Origin of the sequence: Nitrincola salilacus, assembly GCF_046271865.1 — a bacterium.
Taxonomy (GTDB): domain Bacteria; phylum Pseudomonadota; class Gammaproteobacteria; order Pseudomonadales; family Balneatricaceae; genus Nitrincola; species Nitrincola salilacus.
Map to the genome: position 1 here is coordinate 3,659,474 of NZ_CP176580.1, position 18,287 is coordinate 3,677,760.

Consider the following 18,287-nt stretch of genomic DNA (forward strand, 5'->3'; position numbering starts at 1 on the left):
CAGTAAAACAGGGAGTAAACATAACAGTGCTGCCAACACTCAACGTACAAGCAATGCGCGTTGTCGGTGGCTCCGGCAACGAAGGTGACCTGAACCGGATACTACCGGTCGGGCGCGAACTGCCGGGTACTGTCAAGATGGTCTCTCAGGATCAGCTGCAGAATCAGGCCTTCAGGATTCAGATAGAAGCCAACAACCGCCTGATTGAGTTGATAACCTCGCGACCGATTGCACTGGGCAGCCTTATTACTCTGAGCCGGAATGCCGGTGGCCAGTTGCAGATACAGCTGCCGGCAACTGCGGTGGCACAGCCTCCTCCGCCACCGCAAAGCGGTCTTGCAGATCGCAGTAATCAGAACACGGCAGCAGGCCCCAGAGCATTGACCGTGCAGGTGGCAGCCACTTCTGCAGCGATGATCAACAGCTTGCCTTCCAACACTCCGCAAACAGCAGTGCTGTTGCCTCAGCCCAACACCCCGGCATCCACTGCTGCACAAACCGGCAATGCTGCACAGCCAGCAGCCAACCCTGCGACCGCGACTGCACAGGCTGCTGTCACGACAACAGCGCCAGCGACGAACACTGCGGCACAGAGCACAGCGCCAGCAACACAAACAGCGCCAGCTACCACTGGTAATGCCGCTCCCGCAGCGACAGGTAACTTAGCTGCTCCTGGTAATACTGCCCCTACTGGTAATACTGCCCCTACTGGTAATACAGCTCCTCCTGGCAATACAGCCCCTACTGGAGCCAGCGCTGCGAATGCGGCGACCACTCAAACTGCTGCTGCACCGGCTCAGCAAGGGCAACCAACCACTCCTCTTGCACAAGCCGTCACTCAGGCCACTAACAGTGGCAACAATATGGCTGTGAATACTATCCAGATACCCAATGTTGCTCCAGCCACTGCTAACACGGTGGCAGCAACACAAGTATCTGGCGCTGCGGCCACTGGAACAGCGACTACTGCAACGAATAGCCCTGCAACGGCTGTCGCTGCCCCTCCCTCCCCTCCGACCGCTGCAGCGGCATCATCACCCTCACCGACACTACCGGCCAGCCTGACGCAGGCTGAGGCGCCACAACGCCCATCCGGTTTTCCGGTACGTGTCATGGTGGCGGGACAGATTGTCGAGCTGATCAGCCCAAGACCCCTGCAATCAGGTCAGCAGATAACCCTGACACGCTCTGATTCCGGTCAGGTACAGATCCAGTTCCAACCTGCACCTCTGCCGCTGGCACAACAGCCCGCAATCCAGGCGGCGATGCAGCAGGCTTTGCGCGAAGTGCTGCCACTGCAGATACCACTGGCCGATGGCTTGAATCAGCTGATGCAATTAAACGGCAAGTCCAACACTCAGCAAAGCAACGCTTTGAATCAGTTGGTTCAATCGATGCTGAATATGTTCAGTGTGAAACCCGGCAGCGAGGACGCCGACAAGGCGATTCAGCGCAACCTGCAACAGGGCGGACTGCTCAGCGAAGCACGCCTGCATCAGGGGTCTGCTGATCGACTGACACAGGGGGGCGATCTGAAACAGCAGTTGGGACAGTTACTGAAGCTGGCCGATCAGTTGCCTACCGCAGCACGTGAACAGCTGACACAGTTGGTCAACTCACTATTGGCCAGATCCACCGCACAACAGATCGGCAGCCTGCAAAACTGGCGTGAACTGCCGGACGGTGGTCAGGAGCGACAATACCGACTGGACCTGCCCATTTTGCAGGATCAGAAGCTGGAAAATGCGGAGTTGAAGATAACAGAGCATCGGCGTCGAAATGAGGAGGGTGAATTCGTCACAGCCTGGACAGTACGACTTCATTTCACCCTGGATGAGTTTGGTAAGGTGGATGCCGAGATCAGCCTTAAAGACGGCTGGGAACTGACTACCAGCTTCTGGGCCGAGCAGCCGGAGACCGTCAAACTGATTCGGGATCGCTTACCCGGTTTTGAAACAGATCTGCGCAGTAAAGGCTTTCAGATAGAGTCAATCGGAATCAGACTGGGCAAACCTGCCAACCATGCAGAACAGAACCCGATAACCCGACATCTGGTGGATCTGCACACATGACACCGGAAGATCTGAACAAAAGCGCCGTTGCCCTTCGCTACAACCATGAAGCCGGCACAGCTCCAACCCTTGTCGCCAAGGGCCGCGGCCTGATTGCCGAGCAGATCATTGCACTTGCGCAGGAAAACAATATCCATATTCACCAGAGCCCTGAGCTACTGGAGGTATTGATACGTCTGGAGCTTGGAGAGGAGATACCGGAAGCGCTGTACAAGGCGATCGCTGAAGTGATCGCCTTTGCCTACAACCTGAAAAAAGAGACTTGATTCAGCAGATTCAGCAGTTAGCCTGAGCAATCTGCTGAATACGTTTGACCATTGCCCGCAAACCATTGCCCCGACTAGGGCTCAGATGTTTAATCAGATTCAATTGATTGAAGTATTCCTCAATATCAAAAGCCAGAGCATCCTGCGGTGACTTGCCGTTATAGGCAGCCAGTACAACTGCCAGCAGACCACGCACGATATGCGCATTACTCTGCGCCTGAAAGTTCAGTTTGCTGTCCTGCAATTCATAGCATAACCAGACAAGACTCTGACACCCCTTGACCTCATGCGCCTCCGTTTGCAGAGACTCATCCATGGGCGGCAGCTCTTTGCCAAGATCTATGATATAGCGATAGCGATCTTCCCAGGAGTCAAAGAAGGAGAGCGTATCGATAATATCGTCGGCGCTGATATCGATGCCGAACTGTTTCATTCAGATAACCTTATTTCCAGATAGAGAGGAGTAGTTTGGTAGAACATAAGCTCAATAGAACATAAGCTCAGTAGAACATACCTGTAGCCAACTGAGCTTCTTCACTCATCATATCGCGCTGCCAGGGTGGATCAAAGACCAGCTCGACCTTGACGGTCTCGACATTAGGCACTTTGGCGACACGATACTCGACATCACCAACCAACACAGGCCCCATACCGCAACCCGGCGCAGTCAGTGTCATCTGAATATCGACACGCTTGGCATCCTGATCAATGCTGACCTTGTAGATCAGCCCCAGATTCACCAGATCAACCGGTATCTCCGGATCATAGATGGTTCTGAGCGCTTCCCAAACCTGCTCCTCCTGAATCTGGTCATCTTCAGGCTCGGGAAAACTCATCTTTTCAGGTATCAGGCCCAGCGCTTCTGCATCTGTGCCATCCACACGCACCATCTGACCACTCCAGGTCAGAGTATAGTTACCACCGAGTGACTGAGTGATAGTCACAAAGGTATCTTTCGGAATTGTCACCGGCGTTCCGGCTGGTACTATTCGCGCTGGACAATCAACCAGCGTCACGACCATGCGTCTTTCCATTCTCAGCTCACATTAAAGCTTTCGCCACAACCACACTCGCTCTTGGCGTTGGGGTTGATGAATTTGACCTGACGATTGATACCCTCACGCACGAAATCGATCTCCGTGCCGGTTACAATCGGCAGGCTGCCACGGTCAACCAGCAATTTGACATCAACCGCCAGCTGATAATCAAGGTCACCTTCCTGCTGCTCATTCACGAAATCCAGCACATACATATAACCGGAGCAACCGCTGGGTTTCACACTCAGACGCACCGCGCTCGCATCCTCATGCTGTGCCAACTGGCGACGAAAATGCTCAATCGCCGCCGGGTGTACCGCAACCACCTGGGTTGCCGGATCAAACTGCTCAACCGACATACAGATCTCTCCTCTTAGAGCAGAAACTCTCGCGCTTTTTCCAGCGCAGCAAATAACCGATCCACATCTTCAAAAGTATTATAAAAACTGAAACTGGCCCTGACCGTACCATCCAGACCAAACTGATCCATGATCGGCTGAGCGCAGTGATTACCAGTACGCACAGCAACACCCTGCTGATCCAGCAGCATGCCGATATCTGCAGCATGGATACCTTCCAGCACAAAACTCATCACCGATACGCGCTGTACCGCCGTACCGACCAGACGCAATCCTTCAAAGGCAGCGGCTTTCTCAAGTGCATAATTCAGCAGCGCCTTTTCATGCGCTATCGCACCGTCGCGATCCAGACTGTTGAGATAGGTGACTGCCGCCGCCAGACCGATCGCATCAGCAATATTGGGCGTACCTGCCTCAAACTTGAAGGGTATCTGGTTGTAAGTGGTACCGGCGAAGCTGACCGACTCGATCATCTCACCGCCACCCAACCAGGGAGGCATCGCCTCCAGCAGCTCTGCACGCCCCCAGAGAAGACCGATACCAGTCGGTCCGAACATCTTATGGCCAGACAGCGCATAGAAATCACAATCGATCGCCTCAACATCCACCATCCAGTGGCTGGCAGCCTGAGCACCATCAACCAGTATCAGCGCCCCTGCTTCATGGGCCAGACGGGCCATTTCAGCAACCGGATTGATCGTACCCAGTGCATTGGAAACATGGTTGACCGCCACCATTTTCACACGCTCATCAAGCATGGAACGAAATGCATCCAACTCGATACAGCCATTCTCATCAACCGCGATCGGCTCAACTGTGGCGCCTTTTTCGGCACACACCATCTGCCAGGGCACAATATTGGAGTGATGCTCCATCGCCGACACCAGCACTCGATCACCCGGCTGCAGGTTTTTACGCCCCCAGCTCTGAGCCACCAGATTGACACTTTCGGTGGTGCCTCGCGTCCAGATCACTTCGCGCTGATCCGGTGCATGGATAAAGTCTGCAAGGGCTTTACGCGCTGCCTCAAACTTCTCCGTGGCACGATCGCTCAGGGTATGCGCACCGCGGTGAACATTGCTGTTATCTTCGGAGTAAAAACGACAGATCGCATCAATCACCATCTGTGGCTTCTGCGTAGTCGCGCCATTATCCAGATAGACCAGCGGATGACCATTGATCTGCTGGCGCAGAATCGGAAAATCCGCGCGCACCGCATCAACATCGAAGCTGGATCGGATCTCGACTGCAAGTGGCTTATTCATGAATAATATGCCTGGTCAGTTTTTCGTCTTGACCAAAAAGCTGCGCAAGACGAGGACGCAGATAACTCTTCACTGTTTCTTCAGACAAGGATTCGATCAATTCGTTGACAAAACCGAAGCTGAGCATGACACGCGCCTCCTCTTCGGAGATGCCGCGACTGGTCATGTAGAAGAGCGCACCGTCGTCCAACTGGCTGACTGTGGCGCCATGCGCACACTTGACGTCATCCGCATAGATCTCCAGCTCGGGCTTGGTGAACACCTCCGCCTTGAGTGAGGTCAACAGGTTACGATTACTCATCTCGGCCAGCGTTTTCTGCGCGTGAGGATGGATATGGATACGCCCGTTAAATACGGCCTTGGCGGAATCACCGATCACACCACGAAATACTTCATTGGTCGTGCAATGAGGAACGCAATGTTCAACATTGGTGTGATAATCCACGCGCTGGTTATTGCGGGGAAGATAGACGCCCTTGAGATCCAGCTCGGCACCCTGTCCGAGATGCCGGATCTGATAGTCGATCCGCTTCAGACGTGAACCCTGAGCGATGGTAAAGCCGTTAAAGCGAGCTGATGCCATCAGATTGATATGCACGCCACCGACATGCAGCAGCGTTTCATCTTCCAGATTGAGACGATAGTGCTCAAGCTGCGCATTATCACCCACCACCGCTTCGGTGATACTGTTGACGAAGCCGTTTTGCTGCTGGCCGTCTGCAGTGACATAGTGCTCGATCATCCGCGCAGAGCTGTTCGCTTCAAGAACCGTCAGCACACGCTGATTAGCCACCGCAGCACTCTCGCCGGGCAGAGACAGATGAACTATATAGAGCGGTTTATCCAGCACCTGCCCCTTGTTCAGATGCAGCAGAAAGCCATCGCTTGTCCAGGCGCTGTTGAGGGCGGCAAACAGATGTTTTTCCTGATCAGCAACCCGACCAAGGTGCTCTTCAATCAGGGCCTGGCATGCTGCATCGGCATCACTGAAGCGCACCAGTGAAGCAGGCAACTCAGTCGAAAGCGCAGGATCAAACACACCGTTAACCAGAACCACGCGATAGGCGTCAATCTCCAGCAACTGCTGTTTGAGGGCTTCACTGGCCTCGACCGGAAGCGCCCACTCTTCAAAGCGACCACTTTCAAGCGGCATCAGCGATGTATAGCGCCAGGCCTCTGTTTTGCGCGTCGGCCATGCCGCATTCTGCCACTGATCCGCGCTGCGCTGACGCAGCCCTACCAGCCAACCCGGGCTTTGCTGCTGCCCGGCCAGCTTGAGTGCCTGTTGCTGAAACTCGCTCATACTCACGCCACCTCATCTTCCAGCCAGCTGTAGCCCTTGGCTTCGAGCTCCAGAGCCAGTGACTTGTCGCCGGATTTGACGATACGGCCCGCGGCCAGAACATGCACATAATCAGGGATGATAAAATCCAGCAGACGCTGATAATGGGTCACGATAATAAAGCTGCGATCCTCTGCACGCATCGCATTGACGCCACCGGCCACCACCTGCAAAGCATCGATATCCAGACCTGAGTCGGTTTCATCAAGAATGCACAGGCTTGGTTCAAGCAGCATCATCTGCATGATCTCATTACGCTTTTTCTCACCACCGGAGAAGCCTTCATTGACACCGCGCTTGAGGAAGCTCTGATCCAGCTTGACCGCCTTGCAGGCTTCGCGCGCCATCTTCATGAAATCGATCGCAGACAGCTCCGGCAGCCCCTTATGTAAGCGACGCGCATCAACAGACGCCTTCAGCAGCTCCATATTACTGACACCGGGAATCTCAACCGGATACTGGAAAGCCAGAAACAGTCCTTCACGCGCACGGATCTCAGGGTCCATCTCCAGCAGATCCTGACCATGAAAGCTGATGCTGCCCGCCGTGGTTTCGTAGCCGGGGCGGCCTGCCAGAATATTACCCAGCGTACTTTTACCTGCACCGTTCGGCCCCATGATGGCGTGTATTTCGCCGGGTTTGACGTTCAGGTTCAGGTTGCGCAGTATCTCCTGCTCTTCGACTTTCGCGTATAGACCGTTAATCTGTAACATTGCATCGCTCACAAAACTGAAAAAATCATTAAAAGATGACTGTCGATCAACCGACTGAGCCTTCGAGACTCACTTCAAGCAGTTTGCCGGCCTCGACCGCAAACTCCATCGGCAGCTGTTTGAATACCTCACGACAGAAACCATTGACGATCATCGACACCGCCTTTTCTGCATCCAACCCGCGTTGTTGACACAGGAACATCTGGTCGTCACTCACCTTGGAGGTGGTGGCCTCATGTTCCACAACCGCAGATGGGTGTGCGCTTTCTATATAGGGGAAGGTGTGCGCACCACATTGATCACCGATCAGCAGCGAATCACACTGAGTGTAGTTACGCGCGCCTTCGGCAGTAGGGCCCATCTTGACCAGACCGCGGTAGGCGTTCTGGCTTTTACCGGCAGAGATCCCTTTGGAGATGATCGTGGAGCGGGTATTCTTGCCCAGGTGAATCATCTTGGTGCCGGTATCCGCCTGCTGATAGTTATTGGTCAGTGCAACCGAATAAAACTCACCGATGCTGTTATCACCCTTGAGGATACAGCTGGGGTATTTCCAGGTGACGGCAGAGCCGGTCTCGACCTGGGTCCAGGAGATCTTGGCATTCTTATGGCAAATACCGCGTTTGGTCACGAAATTGTAGATTCCGCCCTTGCCCTCTTCATTCCCCGGATACCAGTTCTGCACCGTGGAGTATTTGATCTCGGCATCGTCCAGCGCGATCAGCTCAACAATCGCCGCATGCAGCTGATTTTCATCGCGCTGAGGCGCAGTACAGCCTTCCAGATAGCTGACATGCGAACCTTCGTCGGCAATGATCAGCGTGCGCTCAAACTGCCCGGTATTCTGTTCATTGATACGGAAATAGGTGGACAGCTCCATCGGGCAACGCACCCCTTTCGGGATATAGACGAAAGAGCCATCGGAGAACACAGCCGAATTCAGTGCCGCATAGTAGTTGTCACGCTGTGGCACGACTGAGCCGATATACTTCTTCACCAGCTCAGGGTAGGTGTGCACCGCCTCACTGATCGGGCAGAAAATAACACCGGCTTCAAAGAGCTTTTCACGGAAAGTGGTCACCACCGACACGGAGTCAAAGACAGCATCGACCGCCACACCCGCCAGCATCTCCTGCTCATGCAGAGGAATACCCAGCTTGTTGTAGGTTTCGATCAGATCAGGATCCACCTCATCCAGGCTTTTTGGACGATCTTCGAAGCTTTTAGGCGCTGAATAGAAAGAGATCGCCTGAAAATCGATCTTCGGATAGTGCACATGCGCCCAGGTCGGCTCTTCCATTGTCTGCCAGACACGAAACGCTTTCAGACGCCACTCCAGCATCCACTCGGGCTCGCCCTTTTTGGCAGAGATAAAGCGCACAACGTCTTCGTTCAGCCCCGGTGGCAGCGTATTCGATTCGATATCGCTGTGAAAGCCAGCAGAGTAGGCTTTGCGAATTAATTTTTCGACCTGTTCAGACATAATCTTTACCTTTGTTAACGTGCGCCGCCAAGCGCTGGCTCGCGATTGAGCTGCGTTACAACCTGAGTAATGTGGGCAGCTGCAAAATCTATCTCTTCTTCCGTCGTGAAACGGCCAATACTGATACGCAACGATGCCAGAGCCAGTGCATCCGGGATACCGACAGCCTTGAGCACATAGCTGGGCTCCAGACTGGCAGAGGTGCAGGCAGAACCTGTCGACACAGCGATATCTTTCAACGCCATCAACAGCAGCTCACCATCCACTCCGGCCACCGCAATATTCAAATTTCCTGCCACCCGCTGTGATTCTGAGCCATTCAAGCTTATACCTGGCAGCTCGGCAATTCGGCTCCATAAACGACGTCGCAGCTGCAGAATACGTTCTGACTCCTGCTCCATCTCTTCGCCTGCCAGGCGAAAAGCCTCACCCATACCAACAATCTGATGCGTTGCCAGCGTACCCGAGCGCATTCCGCGCTCATGTCCGCCGCCGTGAATCTGCGCTTCAATTCTGACCCGGGGCTTACTACGCACATAAAGTGCACCTATACCTTTCGGGCCATAAATCTTATGTGCACAGAAGGACATCAGATCCACCTGCATGCGACTCAGATCAATCGGCAGCTTACCAGCGCTCTGTGCCGCATCCACATGCAACAGCACACCTTGGCTTTGCGTCAGCTCAGAGATTGCCTCGATATCCGTGACCGTACCTATCTCGTTATTGACCTGCATCAGCGACACCAGAATCGTATCTTCGCGCAAGGCATCAGCCACCTGCTGAGGATGAATCACCCCCTGTGAATCAGGCTTAAGCCAGGTGATCTCAAAACCTTCCTGCTCGAGCTGATGGCAGGTATCAATCACCGCCTTGTGCTCAATCATTGATGTGATGATGTGCTTGCCACGCCGCGCATGCTGATGAGCAACCCCCTTGATGGCCAGGTTATCTGACTCGGTCGCACCGGATGTCCAGACAATCTCGCGCGGGTCGGCGCCGATCAGGTCAGCCACCTGCCGTCGCGCAGTCTCGACCGCCTCTTCCGCTTTCCAGCCATAAATATGGGAGCGCGACGCAGGGTTGGCGAAATTGCCATCCAGTGTCAGGCAGCTCATCATTTTTTCCGCTACGCGCGGATCAACTGGCGTTGTTGCCGCATAGTCCAGATAGATAGGGCGCTTCATTGCTCGTTTGTATTCAACCGGTTAATGGATGGAAATCAAGCCGTTCGCGATATTTTGCCATCGCCTCTATTGCTGCTGGCGATCATCTGATCCAGATGGCGACGATCCTGCCTGCCGGCGACACTCTGAACATCGCTGCGTTTGACCAGATCAGCCAGCGTGATGCCCGACAGGAAGTTATGGATCTGATCGCTGAGGTCACACCACAGATAATGAGTAAGACATACCTCACCGGATTGGCAATTTGCCTTGTGATTACAGCCGGTTGCATCAACGGCTTCATTCACGGCATCGATTACTTCGGCGACATGTATCAGATCCTGGCTGCGCTTGAGCTGATAGCCGCCGCCCGGACCACGTACACTTGAAACCAGCTCATTACGTCTGAGCTTGGCAAACAACTGCTCAAGATACGACAGAGAGATACCCTGTCGTTCTGATATATCGGCCAGACTGATGGGTCCCTTTCCTTCATGCAGCGCCAGATCCAACATGGCTGTCACCGCATAGCGGCCTTTAGTAGTCAATCGCATTTTCTGCCTCGCATTCCCCTATGAGATTCAATGGGATTATGCTAAAACCAACGGTTTTAGTCAACTATTAAACCTACTGTTTTAGTCAACTTTATTCTGCGCGACTGATGCCGCCTCGTCGGTGGCCAGATCTGCCTCCACCTCGAAATCCGTCTTTTTCAATTCCGGAAGCCTCTCGTCACAGAACCCGGGTTTGATCTCGCACAGCACACGCCCCATGGTATCGAGCTTTCTATCTACGGCATGCATATGATCCAGCATACTGCTGATCGCCTGCGCCACGGGGTCAGATACCTCGCGCGTGACTGCATAAGCATCAAAGCCTACTTTGTCTGCCATCTGCCTGCGCTTCTCATCCGCCTCTGTATCCTGACGCCTGATTACCCGACCCGGTATACCAACCACAGTGGCTTCAGCCGGTACATCTTTGGTCACAACTGCATTCGAGCCAACGCGTGCACCTTCACCGATCGTGATAGGCCCCAGAATTTTGGCCCCGGCACCACACACCACGCCATTGCACAGCGTCGGATGACGCTTACCCTTGTTCCAGCTGGTACCACCGAGTGTGACGCCGTGATATAGCGTGACATCGTCTCCTACCACAGCCGTCTCTCCAATCACGACACCCATGCCATGATCGATAAAGAAACGCCTGCCGATAGTGGCACCCGGATGTATCTCGATACCGGTCAGCCAGCGTACAAAGTTGGAGGTGATACGCGCCAGCCATTTGAAGCCGCGTAGCCACAGCCAATGCGCCATTCGATGCCACCAGACTGCATGGAGCCCCGGATAGGCCGTGATCACTTCCAGAGTATTACGCGCAGCAGGGTCACGATGAAAAACTGACTGGATATCCTCACGCATACGCTCAAACATCATCACCCCCAGGCTTTCGGGAAGCTGCCAGACGCTCAACTTTGGTCAGAATGCCACGCAGCACATTGACCTCAACTTTGTCCGGCACGGCACGCAGAATCATGCGCCGCAATCGATTCATCAGTTGACGCGGGTTATCAGGATCAAGAAAGTCGATGTCCACGAGGGTTTGCTCGAGATGGTCAAACAACAGTTCCAGCTCGCGATTTTCAGCCAGATCTATATCCCAGGAGACACCCCATTGAGGCGCTTCGGCCTTATCCTGATCCAGCACGGCCATACGCAGCTCATAGGCTATGACCTGCACTGCCGCCGCTACATTAAGAGAGCTGAAAGCTTCATTGGTGGGGATATGAACATGATGATGGCACAGCTGCAGCTCTTCATTAGTCAGGCCACGATCTTCACGACCGAATACCACTGCTAGACGAGACTGGGGCTGCAGTGTAGTGGCAACTGCCGCCATCTGGCGCGGATTGAGCAAAGGCCAAGGGATATGGCGACCACGCGCACTGGTACCCACCACCAGATGACAATCTGCCAGCGCCTGATCCAGTGTTTCGACCACCCGGGCGGATTCCAGCAGATCTGCGGCGCCCGATGAGCGGGCAAACGCATCCGGGTGAGGAAATAGCTTTGGCGCAACCAGACAGAGGTCAGATAACCCCATGTTTTTCATTGCCCTTGCTACCGCACCGATATTGCCCGGATGGGTGGTATTCACCAGCACTATTCGCGTTTGTTCCAGCATAGCCCGACTTTCGTAAAAAAATAAGGCGGGTATAGTAACAGATAGCGTGGCACTTTTAACCTCAACTGAAGTCGTGCACCCTGCCCTGAAAGCAAATTAGCCTGGATTATTGACCATCAAGTGTTCAGCATGAGGCCCGACTTCAGTATAATGCGCCTTTGCTCTTGAACAATTTGGACGCCTTACTAATGCAACCGATGGTCAATATTGCCCTGCGGGCTGCCCGCCTTGCGGGTGAACAACTATCTCGTGCCGTTGAACGCCTGGATCTGATCAAACCAGAACAATCCAGCGTGGCTGAGTTTATAAATGATACCTGCATTCAGGTTGAACGCACCATTGTGCACAATATTCATAAGGCGTATCCACATCATACCCTGAATGGCGAATATACCGGTCGTCACGAAGGCACAGGTGAAGGCCCGTCAACCTGCGAGTGGCAGATCAGCCCGGTCGATAGCCTGACCAACTTTTCCAATGCCCTGCCAATGTTTGCCCTCAGCCTGACCGGTCGCGTTAATGGCAAGCTCGAACACACCGTTGTGATCAACCCGATTACTGCCGAAGAGTTCACCGCCAGTCGCGGCAGCGGTGCTCAGTTGAATGGCAGACGCCTGCGTGTCAGCAATCAGAAAGCCGTTCAGGGCACTCTCATCGGTACCGGCTTCTTCGGCCGCAACAGCGACCGCGAGCAATTCGAACAACACCAGGCAATGGTGCGTGAGATCATCAGTGCTGGCGGCAACACTTTCATCAGTGGTTCACCCGTTCTGAATCTGGCTTACACGGCTGCTGGTCGCCTCGATGGATTCTTCCAGTTGGGCCTGACCTCAGCAGAACAGGATGCCGGCATACTTCTGATTCAGGAAGCTGGCGGCCTTGTGGGTGACTTTAACGGTGGCAGCAGTCATCAGAAGAGTGGCAACCTGGTTGCCGGCAGCCCGAAAATGTTCAAAGCACTGCTGAAGTCTCTGCAACCAGTCGTCAAACTTCACCCTTGAGCGCAAAGCTTATCTGACTGCCCGGAAGCATTCCGCCCTGCCCCAAAACCCTGAAATGGTTTGTGGCAGGGCGTGACCAGACTGTTCGCCCTACCCTGCGAGCCCGACTACGTTCCTTATCAAGCTGCTCTCTATATAACGCCAACCGGGTGACCATCTCCAGAACCTGCCGCATCGGGTTTTCCTCCATACAGGGGGTGGCAAAGTTATAGAGATAAAACATCAGATCTCCGACTATCTCCTTTGCCAGACAGGCAGACCCGAAGCGCCCTTCCGTATACGCCAGTAACTCTTCATGATGCTGCATCATGAAATCTGCCAGATCCACTGCATTACTTCTCGACATAAACCCTCCCTCTGTCGTGTTATTCTCCAACTATACTAGTTTTAATGATAAGCATTATCAATAGCATTTATAGAAAAAATCAACCTAAAGGATGCATGCCAAGCAAGAGGGGGATAACCGTTTGATAACAGAAGGGATCGAAGCGAGGAGAACTTCAATCCGACCTATCGCAGGTCGGATTGAAGAAAGAGGGCTAATCAGGCGTCGAAGGGATCGCGCAGTACAATCGTTTCAACACGATCAGGCCCAGTGGATATAATATCGATCGGGGCTTCGATCAACGCTTCCAGACGGCTGATATAAGCGCGCGCATTGGCAGGCAACTCTTCCAGTGACTTCACGCCGACAGTCGAATCGCTCCAACCCGGCATCTGCTCATAAACCGGCCTTACCGCTTCATAATCCTCACTGCCGCTGAGGTAGCTGATCGTATTGCCTTGATCATCCTGATAACCGACGCAGATATTGATCTGCTCCAGACCATCCAGAACGTCCAGCTTGGTCAGACAGATACCGGAGATGGAGTTAACCTGAATCGCATGCTTGAGAGCAACCGCATCAAACCAACCGCAGCGACGCGCACGCCCGGTTGTCGCACCAAATTCATGACCACGCTCCGCCAGACGCGCTCCGACCTCACAATGCAGCTCAGTCGGGAAAGGACCGCCACCCACACGCGTAGTATAAGCCTTGGTTATACCCAGAATATAATCCAGGTAAAGCGGGCCAAAGCCACTACCGGTGGAGGTGCCACCTGCCGTGGTATTTGATGAAGTGACAAATGGGTAGGTACCATGATCAATATCCAGCAGCGAACCCTGCGCGCCCTCGAACATGATGCTCTTACCCTGCTTGCGCAGGTCATGCAGAATACCGGTGACATCAGCAATCATCGGTACGATGATTTTGGCCATCTCGGTACAGTCGGCCAACACCTGATCGTAATCAACAGGGTCAACCTTGTAATAGCTCTGCAGCATGAAGTTATGGTATGCCATCACCTCTTTCAGCTTCACAGCAAAACGCTCAGGTGATGCCAGATCCGCAAGACGCACACCACGGCGCGCCACCTTATCTTCATAAGCAGGACCTATACCGCGACCCGTGGTGCCTATCTTGGCATCACCGCGCTGCTGCTCACGCGCCTGATCGAGCGCCACATGAGATGGCAGAATCAACGGACAGGCCGGACTCAGACGCAGCCTTTCACTGACCGGAACGCCACGCGCTTCCAGACCGGCAATCTCTTTCAGCAGCGCTTCAGGTGAAACCACCACGCCATTACCGATAAGGCAGAGTACATTACGGTGCAGAATACCGGAGGGAATCAGGTGCAAAACCGTCTTCTCACCACCGATCACCAGTGTATGACCGGCGTTATGGCCGCCCTGAAAACGCACGACCGCTGCAATCTGCTCAGTCAGCAGATCAACAATCTTGCCCTTTCCTTCATCACCCCACTGGGTGCCCAGAACAACGACGTTTTTTCCCATTACAATCTCAAGTGCTCGTTAATGTTAATCAAAGTCTGCTCAAAGGGACTCTACAGCCCATGCATCATCACGCAGTACGAGTTGTTTCTCGCCAGCGCCTGCCACCTCATCGGCATTCAGTGCCTGAACGACACGCTTACCCTGAGCACGCAGACTGGCGATCGCCTGATGCAGCGCATCATCGCGACCATAGGGTGCAAATATTGCTTTTTCCGGCTCCGGGCTCAGTCCAGTGATATTCACCAGAGTATTCAGATCAGTACTGAATCCGGTTGCAGGCCGTGCCCGGCCAAAATCCTGCCCTATCTCATCATAGCGCCCACCCTTGGCCAGCGCCTGCCCGAATGAGGGCGTGTAAGCCGCAAAAACCACACCTGTATGATAGTGGTAGCCACGCAACTCACCCAGGTCAAAGTAAAGCTTAACCTCAGGATAACGTTTGCCAAGCTCCTCAGCCAGAACCTGCAGATAATCGATCGCCTCAAGTTCCTGATGCGCACCGGCAAACAATTCACGGGCACGCTGCAAGGCATTGACCGTGCCATTCAAGCGAGGCAACGCTGACAGCTTCTGCTTCAGAGCAACAGGGAGATCCAGCGCATCAAGGTATTGATCCAGCTCAGGCAGGGCCTTGCGTTGCAGAATGTCGATAAAATCCTGCTTCTGATCTTCGTTGAGACCCGCCGCTTTCACCAGCGCAGTAAAAACACCGACATGACCGAGATCCACAGTGATTTCGCCCTGAACACCCAGTGTATTCAACGTCTCAAGCATCAGCGATATCACTTCGACATCACTTTCAACCCCTGAGTGACCATATAGCTCAGCACCTGCCTGAAGCGGGTTGCGACTGGCCAGCATATTGGCGGGGTGAGTATGCAAAACAGTGCCGCAGTAACACAAACGGCTAGGCCCCTTGGTACGCATACGATGAGCGTCGATACGCGCCACCTGCGGCGTGATATCAGCACGCACACCCAGCGTATGTCCACTGACCTGATCCGTGAGCTTGAAGGTATTCAGGTCCAGATCGTGCCCGGTGCCCGTCAACAACGACTCCAGATGCTCCACCAGCGGCGGCATCACCAGGTCATAGCCCCAGCTGTGATACAGATCCAGTAGCTTACGACGCAGCAGATCGACCTGACGCGCCTGTGGCGGCAACAGCTCTTTGATACCTTCAGGCAGCAACCACCTGTCAGTCAATGCCATTCCAGACTCCCCTATCGACTGAACCGTACACAGCTTGAAATAGCTGTATCACGGCGCTTGTTCTCACATAAAAAGTACTTAAAAAGTCACAAAAAAACCGGGTAACGACCCGGTTGGCTGATCATACCACGAAAACAGGTGCTTTTGGCACCTGCTTTCGCTTTCGCTTTACCTTGTTGGCAACAGATTAGTGGCACCGGAGATGCCGCCATTTTGCGAACCATTCGCGACGCCTGTAGCGTCACGCAAGTAACGGAAGAAATCGCTGTTCGGCTCAAGCAACATGACATCACCATTACCTGAGAAGGATTCACGATATGCCTGGAGACTACGGTGGAAGGAGTAAAACTCCGGATCCTGAGTATAGGCATTGGCATAGATGGCAGCTGCCTGCGCATCGCCCTCACCTCGCATGATCTCCGACTCACGATAAGCATTGGCCCGGATAACCGTGGTCTGCCTGTCAGCATCAGCACGAATACCTTCTGCCAGCTCGTTACCACGAGCACGCAGCTCTCGCGCCAGACGCAGACGTTCTGAACGCATACGATCATAAACGGATGCCGACACCTCGGATGGCAGGTCGATTCGCTTGATACGCACATCAAGTATCTCGATACCCAGCTCACGCTCAGAGACCGCACTCAGGGCTCGGTTAACCTGCATCATCACTTCCTCGCGCTCACCTGACACCACCTGGTTCAGCGTACGCTCACCAAACTGGTTACGCAGACTGGTTTCAATTCGGCTAGCCAACAGATTGGAGGCCCGAATCTCTTCACCAGAAGTTGCCTCATAGTAGCGACCAACGTCTTTGATCCGCCATTTCACGAAGGAGTCAACGATCAGACGCTTGGCCTCCAACGTCAGGAACGCCTGAGGTCTGGAATCCATGGTCATGACACGCGCTTCAAACTTTTTCACTGTATTCACAAACGGAATCTTGAAGTGCAGACCCGGTGGAATATCCGGCTGAACCACCTCACCGAAGCGAAGTTTAATACCACGCTCGGTTTCATCTACGATATACAGTGTCTCAGACGCCAGCCACACCAGGATCAGTGCGCCGACAAGAACAATTACAGAATTAGTTTTCATGAGCGCCCCTCCCTCAGGCCACCAGTTGTAGACTGGCGCTGACGCAGTTGCTCAAGCACCTGATCAGAAATCTGTCTGACACTCTGATCATCCATTCGCGCCGGCCGACCTGAGCTGTCGCGGTACTGGCCACGACCCTCCATCAGTTTATCCAGCGGCAGATACATCATGTTATTGCCACCCTCAACATCGATAAGCACTTTGGGATTGCTTGCCAGTATCCCTTCCATGGTATCCAGATACAGACGCTCGCGTGTCACCTCTGGTGCCTGCTGATACTCATTCATCAAAGCAAGGAATCGACTGGTTTCACCCGTTGCACTGGCTACGACCTGCTCACGATAAGCATTGGCTTCCTCCAGCACACGCTGCGCAAAACCACGAGCTTCTGGAACAATACCGTTGGCATAAGCCTCCGCTTCGTTCTTCACTCGCTGTTCATCCTCACGCGCCTTGATCACGTCATCGAATGCATCCTGCACCTGTGAAGGCGCCTGCGCATTTCGGACGTTGACGTTGGAGATACGGATGCCTGTGTTATAAGCGTCCATGTAGCTCTGCAAACGTGCGAGAACAGCCACCGCAAGAATTTCACGACCTTCAGTCAGAATGGAGTTCATCTCGGATGCACCCACCACCTGACGCAGCGCAGACTCGGAAGCATGCGCAAGACTCTCTTCAGGATTACGGACACGGAGTCTGAACTTTTCAGGATCTTCAGCGACATACTGCACACTGATATCAACTTCGACGATATTCTCATCTTCCGTCAGCATCAATGCACGATGATCGTGAATACGAACTCGTGTGATATTGATCTTGGCAACGTTATCAATCAACGGTGGATTCCACTGCAGACCGGGCGATACGATGCTGTGGAATTTACCCAGCCTGAGCACGACACCACGCTCCTGCTGATCAATCGTATAGAAGCCCATGGCTCCCCATACCAGCAACGCCAGAACGGCTGCGATACCGACCAGCGTGAAGCTGCCCATATGGCTGCCACCTGAACCGCCACCTGAGCCGCCACCCTTCTTGCCGTTACCACCGAACAGACCGCTCAGACGCTCCTGAACCTTCTGCAGTGCCTCATCCAGATCCGGCGGTCCCTGCTCCGGGCCACCGCCATTACCACCCTTTTTACCGCCGCGGCCGTTGTCGCCACCACTCCAGGGGTCATGGTTCTTGCCATTTCCACCAGGCTCGTTCCAGGCCATAGTTCTCTCCGTATTCACACTACTTTG

At 53.8% G+C, this 18,287-nt stretch carries 19 protein-coding genes; 3 read left to right on the plus strand and 16 right to left on the minus strand.

Annotated elements, in window-relative coordinates; genetic code table 11:
- Positions 1 to 26 precede the first annotated feature (26 nt).
- Together ACK3CJ_RS16890 and ACK3CJ_RS16895 are read left to right on the plus strand one after the other, a co-directional pair.
- The gene (locus tag ACK3CJ_RS16890) at positions 27 to 2,072 is read left to right on the plus strand and encodes a flagellar hook-length control protein FliK (protein WP_409523383.1); all 2,046 of its coding nucleotides are present in this window, start codon (positions 27 to 29) and stop codon (positions 2,070 to 2,072) included.
- Positions 2,069 to 2,338 carry an EscU/YscU/HrcU family type III secretion system export apparatus switch protein gene (locus ACK3CJ_RS16895; protein ID WP_409523384.1) on the plus strand — a complete coding sequence of 90 codons (270 nt, stop codon included), beginning with the start codon at positions 2,069 to 2,071 and terminating at the stop codon, positions 2,336 to 2,338. Before ACK3CJ_RS16890 ends, ACK3CJ_RS16895 begins: the two co-directional genes overlap by 4 nt.
- A gap of 10 nt (positions 2,339 to 2,348) precedes the next feature.
- Here ACK3CJ_RS16895 and ACK3CJ_RS16900 read toward each other — a convergent pair whose 3' ends face one another.
- From ACK3CJ_RS16900 to ACK3CJ_RS16950, 11 genes are all read right to left on the minus strand, one after another.
- Positions 2,349 to 2,771: a SufE family protein gene (locus ACK3CJ_RS16900; protein ID WP_409523385.1), complete on the minus strand. Its 423-nt coding sequence runs from the start codon at positions 2,769 to 2,771 to the stop codon at positions 2,349 to 2,351.
- Between the two features lie 67 nt (positions 2,772 to 2,838).
- Positions 2,839 to 3,372 carry a putative Fe-S cluster assembly protein SufT gene (sufT, locus tag ACK3CJ_RS16905; protein ID WP_409523386.1) on the minus strand — a complete coding sequence of 178 codons (534 nt, stop codon included), beginning with the start codon at positions 3,370 to 3,372 and terminating at the stop codon, positions 2,839 to 2,841.
- 2 nt (positions 3,373 to 3,374) lie between these two features.
- Positions 3,375 to 3,734 (minus strand): HesB/IscA family protein, encoded by a 360-nt coding sequence (locus ACK3CJ_RS16910; RefSeq protein WP_409523387.1) that lies wholly within the window; start codon positions 3,732 to 3,734, stop codon positions 3,375 to 3,377.
- Between the two features lie 14 nt (positions 3,735 to 3,748).
- Positions 3,749 to 4,999: an aminotransferase class V-fold PLP-dependent enzyme gene (locus tag ACK3CJ_RS16915; protein WP_409523388.1), complete on the minus strand. Its 1,251-nt coding sequence runs from the start codon at positions 4,997 to 4,999 to the stop codon at positions 3,749 to 3,751.
- On the minus strand, positions 4,992 to 6,302 hold the full coding sequence (gene sufD / locus ACK3CJ_RS16920; protein ID WP_409523389.1) for a Fe-S cluster assembly protein SufD: 1,311 nt from the start codon (positions 6,300 to 6,302) through the stop codon (positions 4,992 to 4,994). The genes ACK3CJ_RS16915 and sufD overlap by 8 nt, the downstream gene beginning before the upstream one ends.
- Before the next feature lie 2 nt (positions 6,303 to 6,304).
- A complete protein-coding gene (sufC, locus tag ACK3CJ_RS16925) occupies positions 6,305 to 7,054 on the minus strand; it encodes a Fe-S cluster assembly ATPase SufC (RefSeq protein ID WP_151702885.1) in 750 nt (249 codons plus the stop codon).
- 46 nt (positions 7,055 to 7,100) lie between these two features.
- Positions 7,101 to 8,537 carry a Fe-S cluster assembly protein SufB gene (sufB, locus tag ACK3CJ_RS16930; protein WP_409523390.1) on the minus strand — a complete coding sequence of 479 codons (1,437 nt, stop codon included), beginning with the start codon at positions 8,535 to 8,537 and terminating at the stop codon, positions 7,101 to 7,103.
- A 14-nt stretch (positions 8,538 to 8,551) separates the two neighbouring features.
- Positions 8,552 to 9,724: an IscS subfamily cysteine desulfurase gene (locus tag ACK3CJ_RS16935; RefSeq protein WP_409523391.1), complete on the minus strand. Its 1,173-nt coding sequence runs from the start codon at positions 9,722 to 9,724 to the stop codon at positions 8,552 to 8,554.
- A gap of 35 nt (positions 9,725 to 9,759) precedes the next feature.
- Positions 9,760 to 10,257 (minus strand): Fe-S cluster assembly transcriptional regulator IscR, encoded by a 498-nt coding sequence (iscR, locus tag ACK3CJ_RS16940; RefSeq protein ID WP_409523392.1) that lies wholly within the window; start codon positions 10,255 to 10,257, stop codon positions 9,760 to 9,762.
- Between the two features lie 81 nt (positions 10,258 to 10,338).
- A complete protein-coding gene (gene cysE / locus ACK3CJ_RS16945) occupies positions 10,339 to 11,139 on the minus strand; it encodes a serine O-acetyltransferase (RefSeq protein ID WP_409526608.1) in 801 nt (266 codons plus the stop codon).
- On the minus strand, positions 11,132 to 11,890 hold the full coding sequence (locus tag ACK3CJ_RS16950; RefSeq protein ID WP_409523393.1) for an RNA methyltransferase: 759 nt from the start codon (positions 11,888 to 11,890) through the stop codon (positions 11,132 to 11,134). Before ACK3CJ_RS16950 ends, cysE begins: the two co-directional genes overlap by 8 nt.
- Positions 11,891 to 12,078: 188 nt before the next feature.
- Between ACK3CJ_RS16950 and ACK3CJ_RS16955 the strand changes: the two genes are divergently transcribed.
- Entirely contained in the window at positions 12,079 to 12,891 is an 813-nt protein-coding gene (locus tag ACK3CJ_RS16955; RefSeq protein WP_409523394.1) for an inositol monophosphatase family protein, read from the plus strand.
- Here ACK3CJ_RS16955 and ACK3CJ_RS16960 read toward each other — a convergent pair.
- From ACK3CJ_RS16960 to hflK, 5 genes are all read right to left on the minus strand, one after another.
- Positions 12,875 to 13,237 (minus strand): hypothetical protein, encoded by a 363-nt coding sequence (locus tag ACK3CJ_RS16960; RefSeq protein WP_409523395.1) that lies wholly within the window; start codon positions 13,235 to 13,237, stop codon positions 12,875 to 12,877. The two genes, ACK3CJ_RS16955 and ACK3CJ_RS16960, sit on opposite strands and share 17 nt — an antisense overlap.
- Before the next feature lie 197 nt (positions 13,238 to 13,434).
- A complete protein-coding gene (locus ACK3CJ_RS16965; protein ID WP_409523396.1) occupies positions 13,435 to 14,730 on the minus strand; it encodes an adenylosuccinate synthase in 1,296 nt (431 codons plus the stop codon).
- Between the two features lie 39 nt (positions 14,731 to 14,769).
- A complete protein-coding gene (locus ACK3CJ_RS16970) occupies positions 14,770 to 15,942 on the minus strand; it encodes an ATP phosphoribosyltransferase regulatory subunit (protein ID WP_409523397.1) in 1,173 nt (390 codons plus the stop codon).
- Positions 15,943 to 16,110: 168 nt separating this feature from the next.
- Positions 16,111 to 17,040, minus strand: a complete 930-nt coding sequence (hflC, locus tag ACK3CJ_RS16975; RefSeq protein ID WP_409523398.1) for a protease modulator HflC — start codon at positions 17,038 to 17,040, stop codon at positions 16,111 to 16,113.
- Complete coding sequence (gene hflK / locus ACK3CJ_RS16980; protein ID WP_409523399.1) at positions 17,037 to 18,260, minus strand: FtsH protease activity modulator HflK; 1,224 nt, start codon at positions 18,258 to 18,260, stop codon at positions 17,037 to 17,039. The genes hflC and hflK overlap by 4 nt, the downstream gene beginning before the upstream one ends.
- Between the last annotated feature and the right edge of the window lie 27 nt (positions 18,261 to 18,287).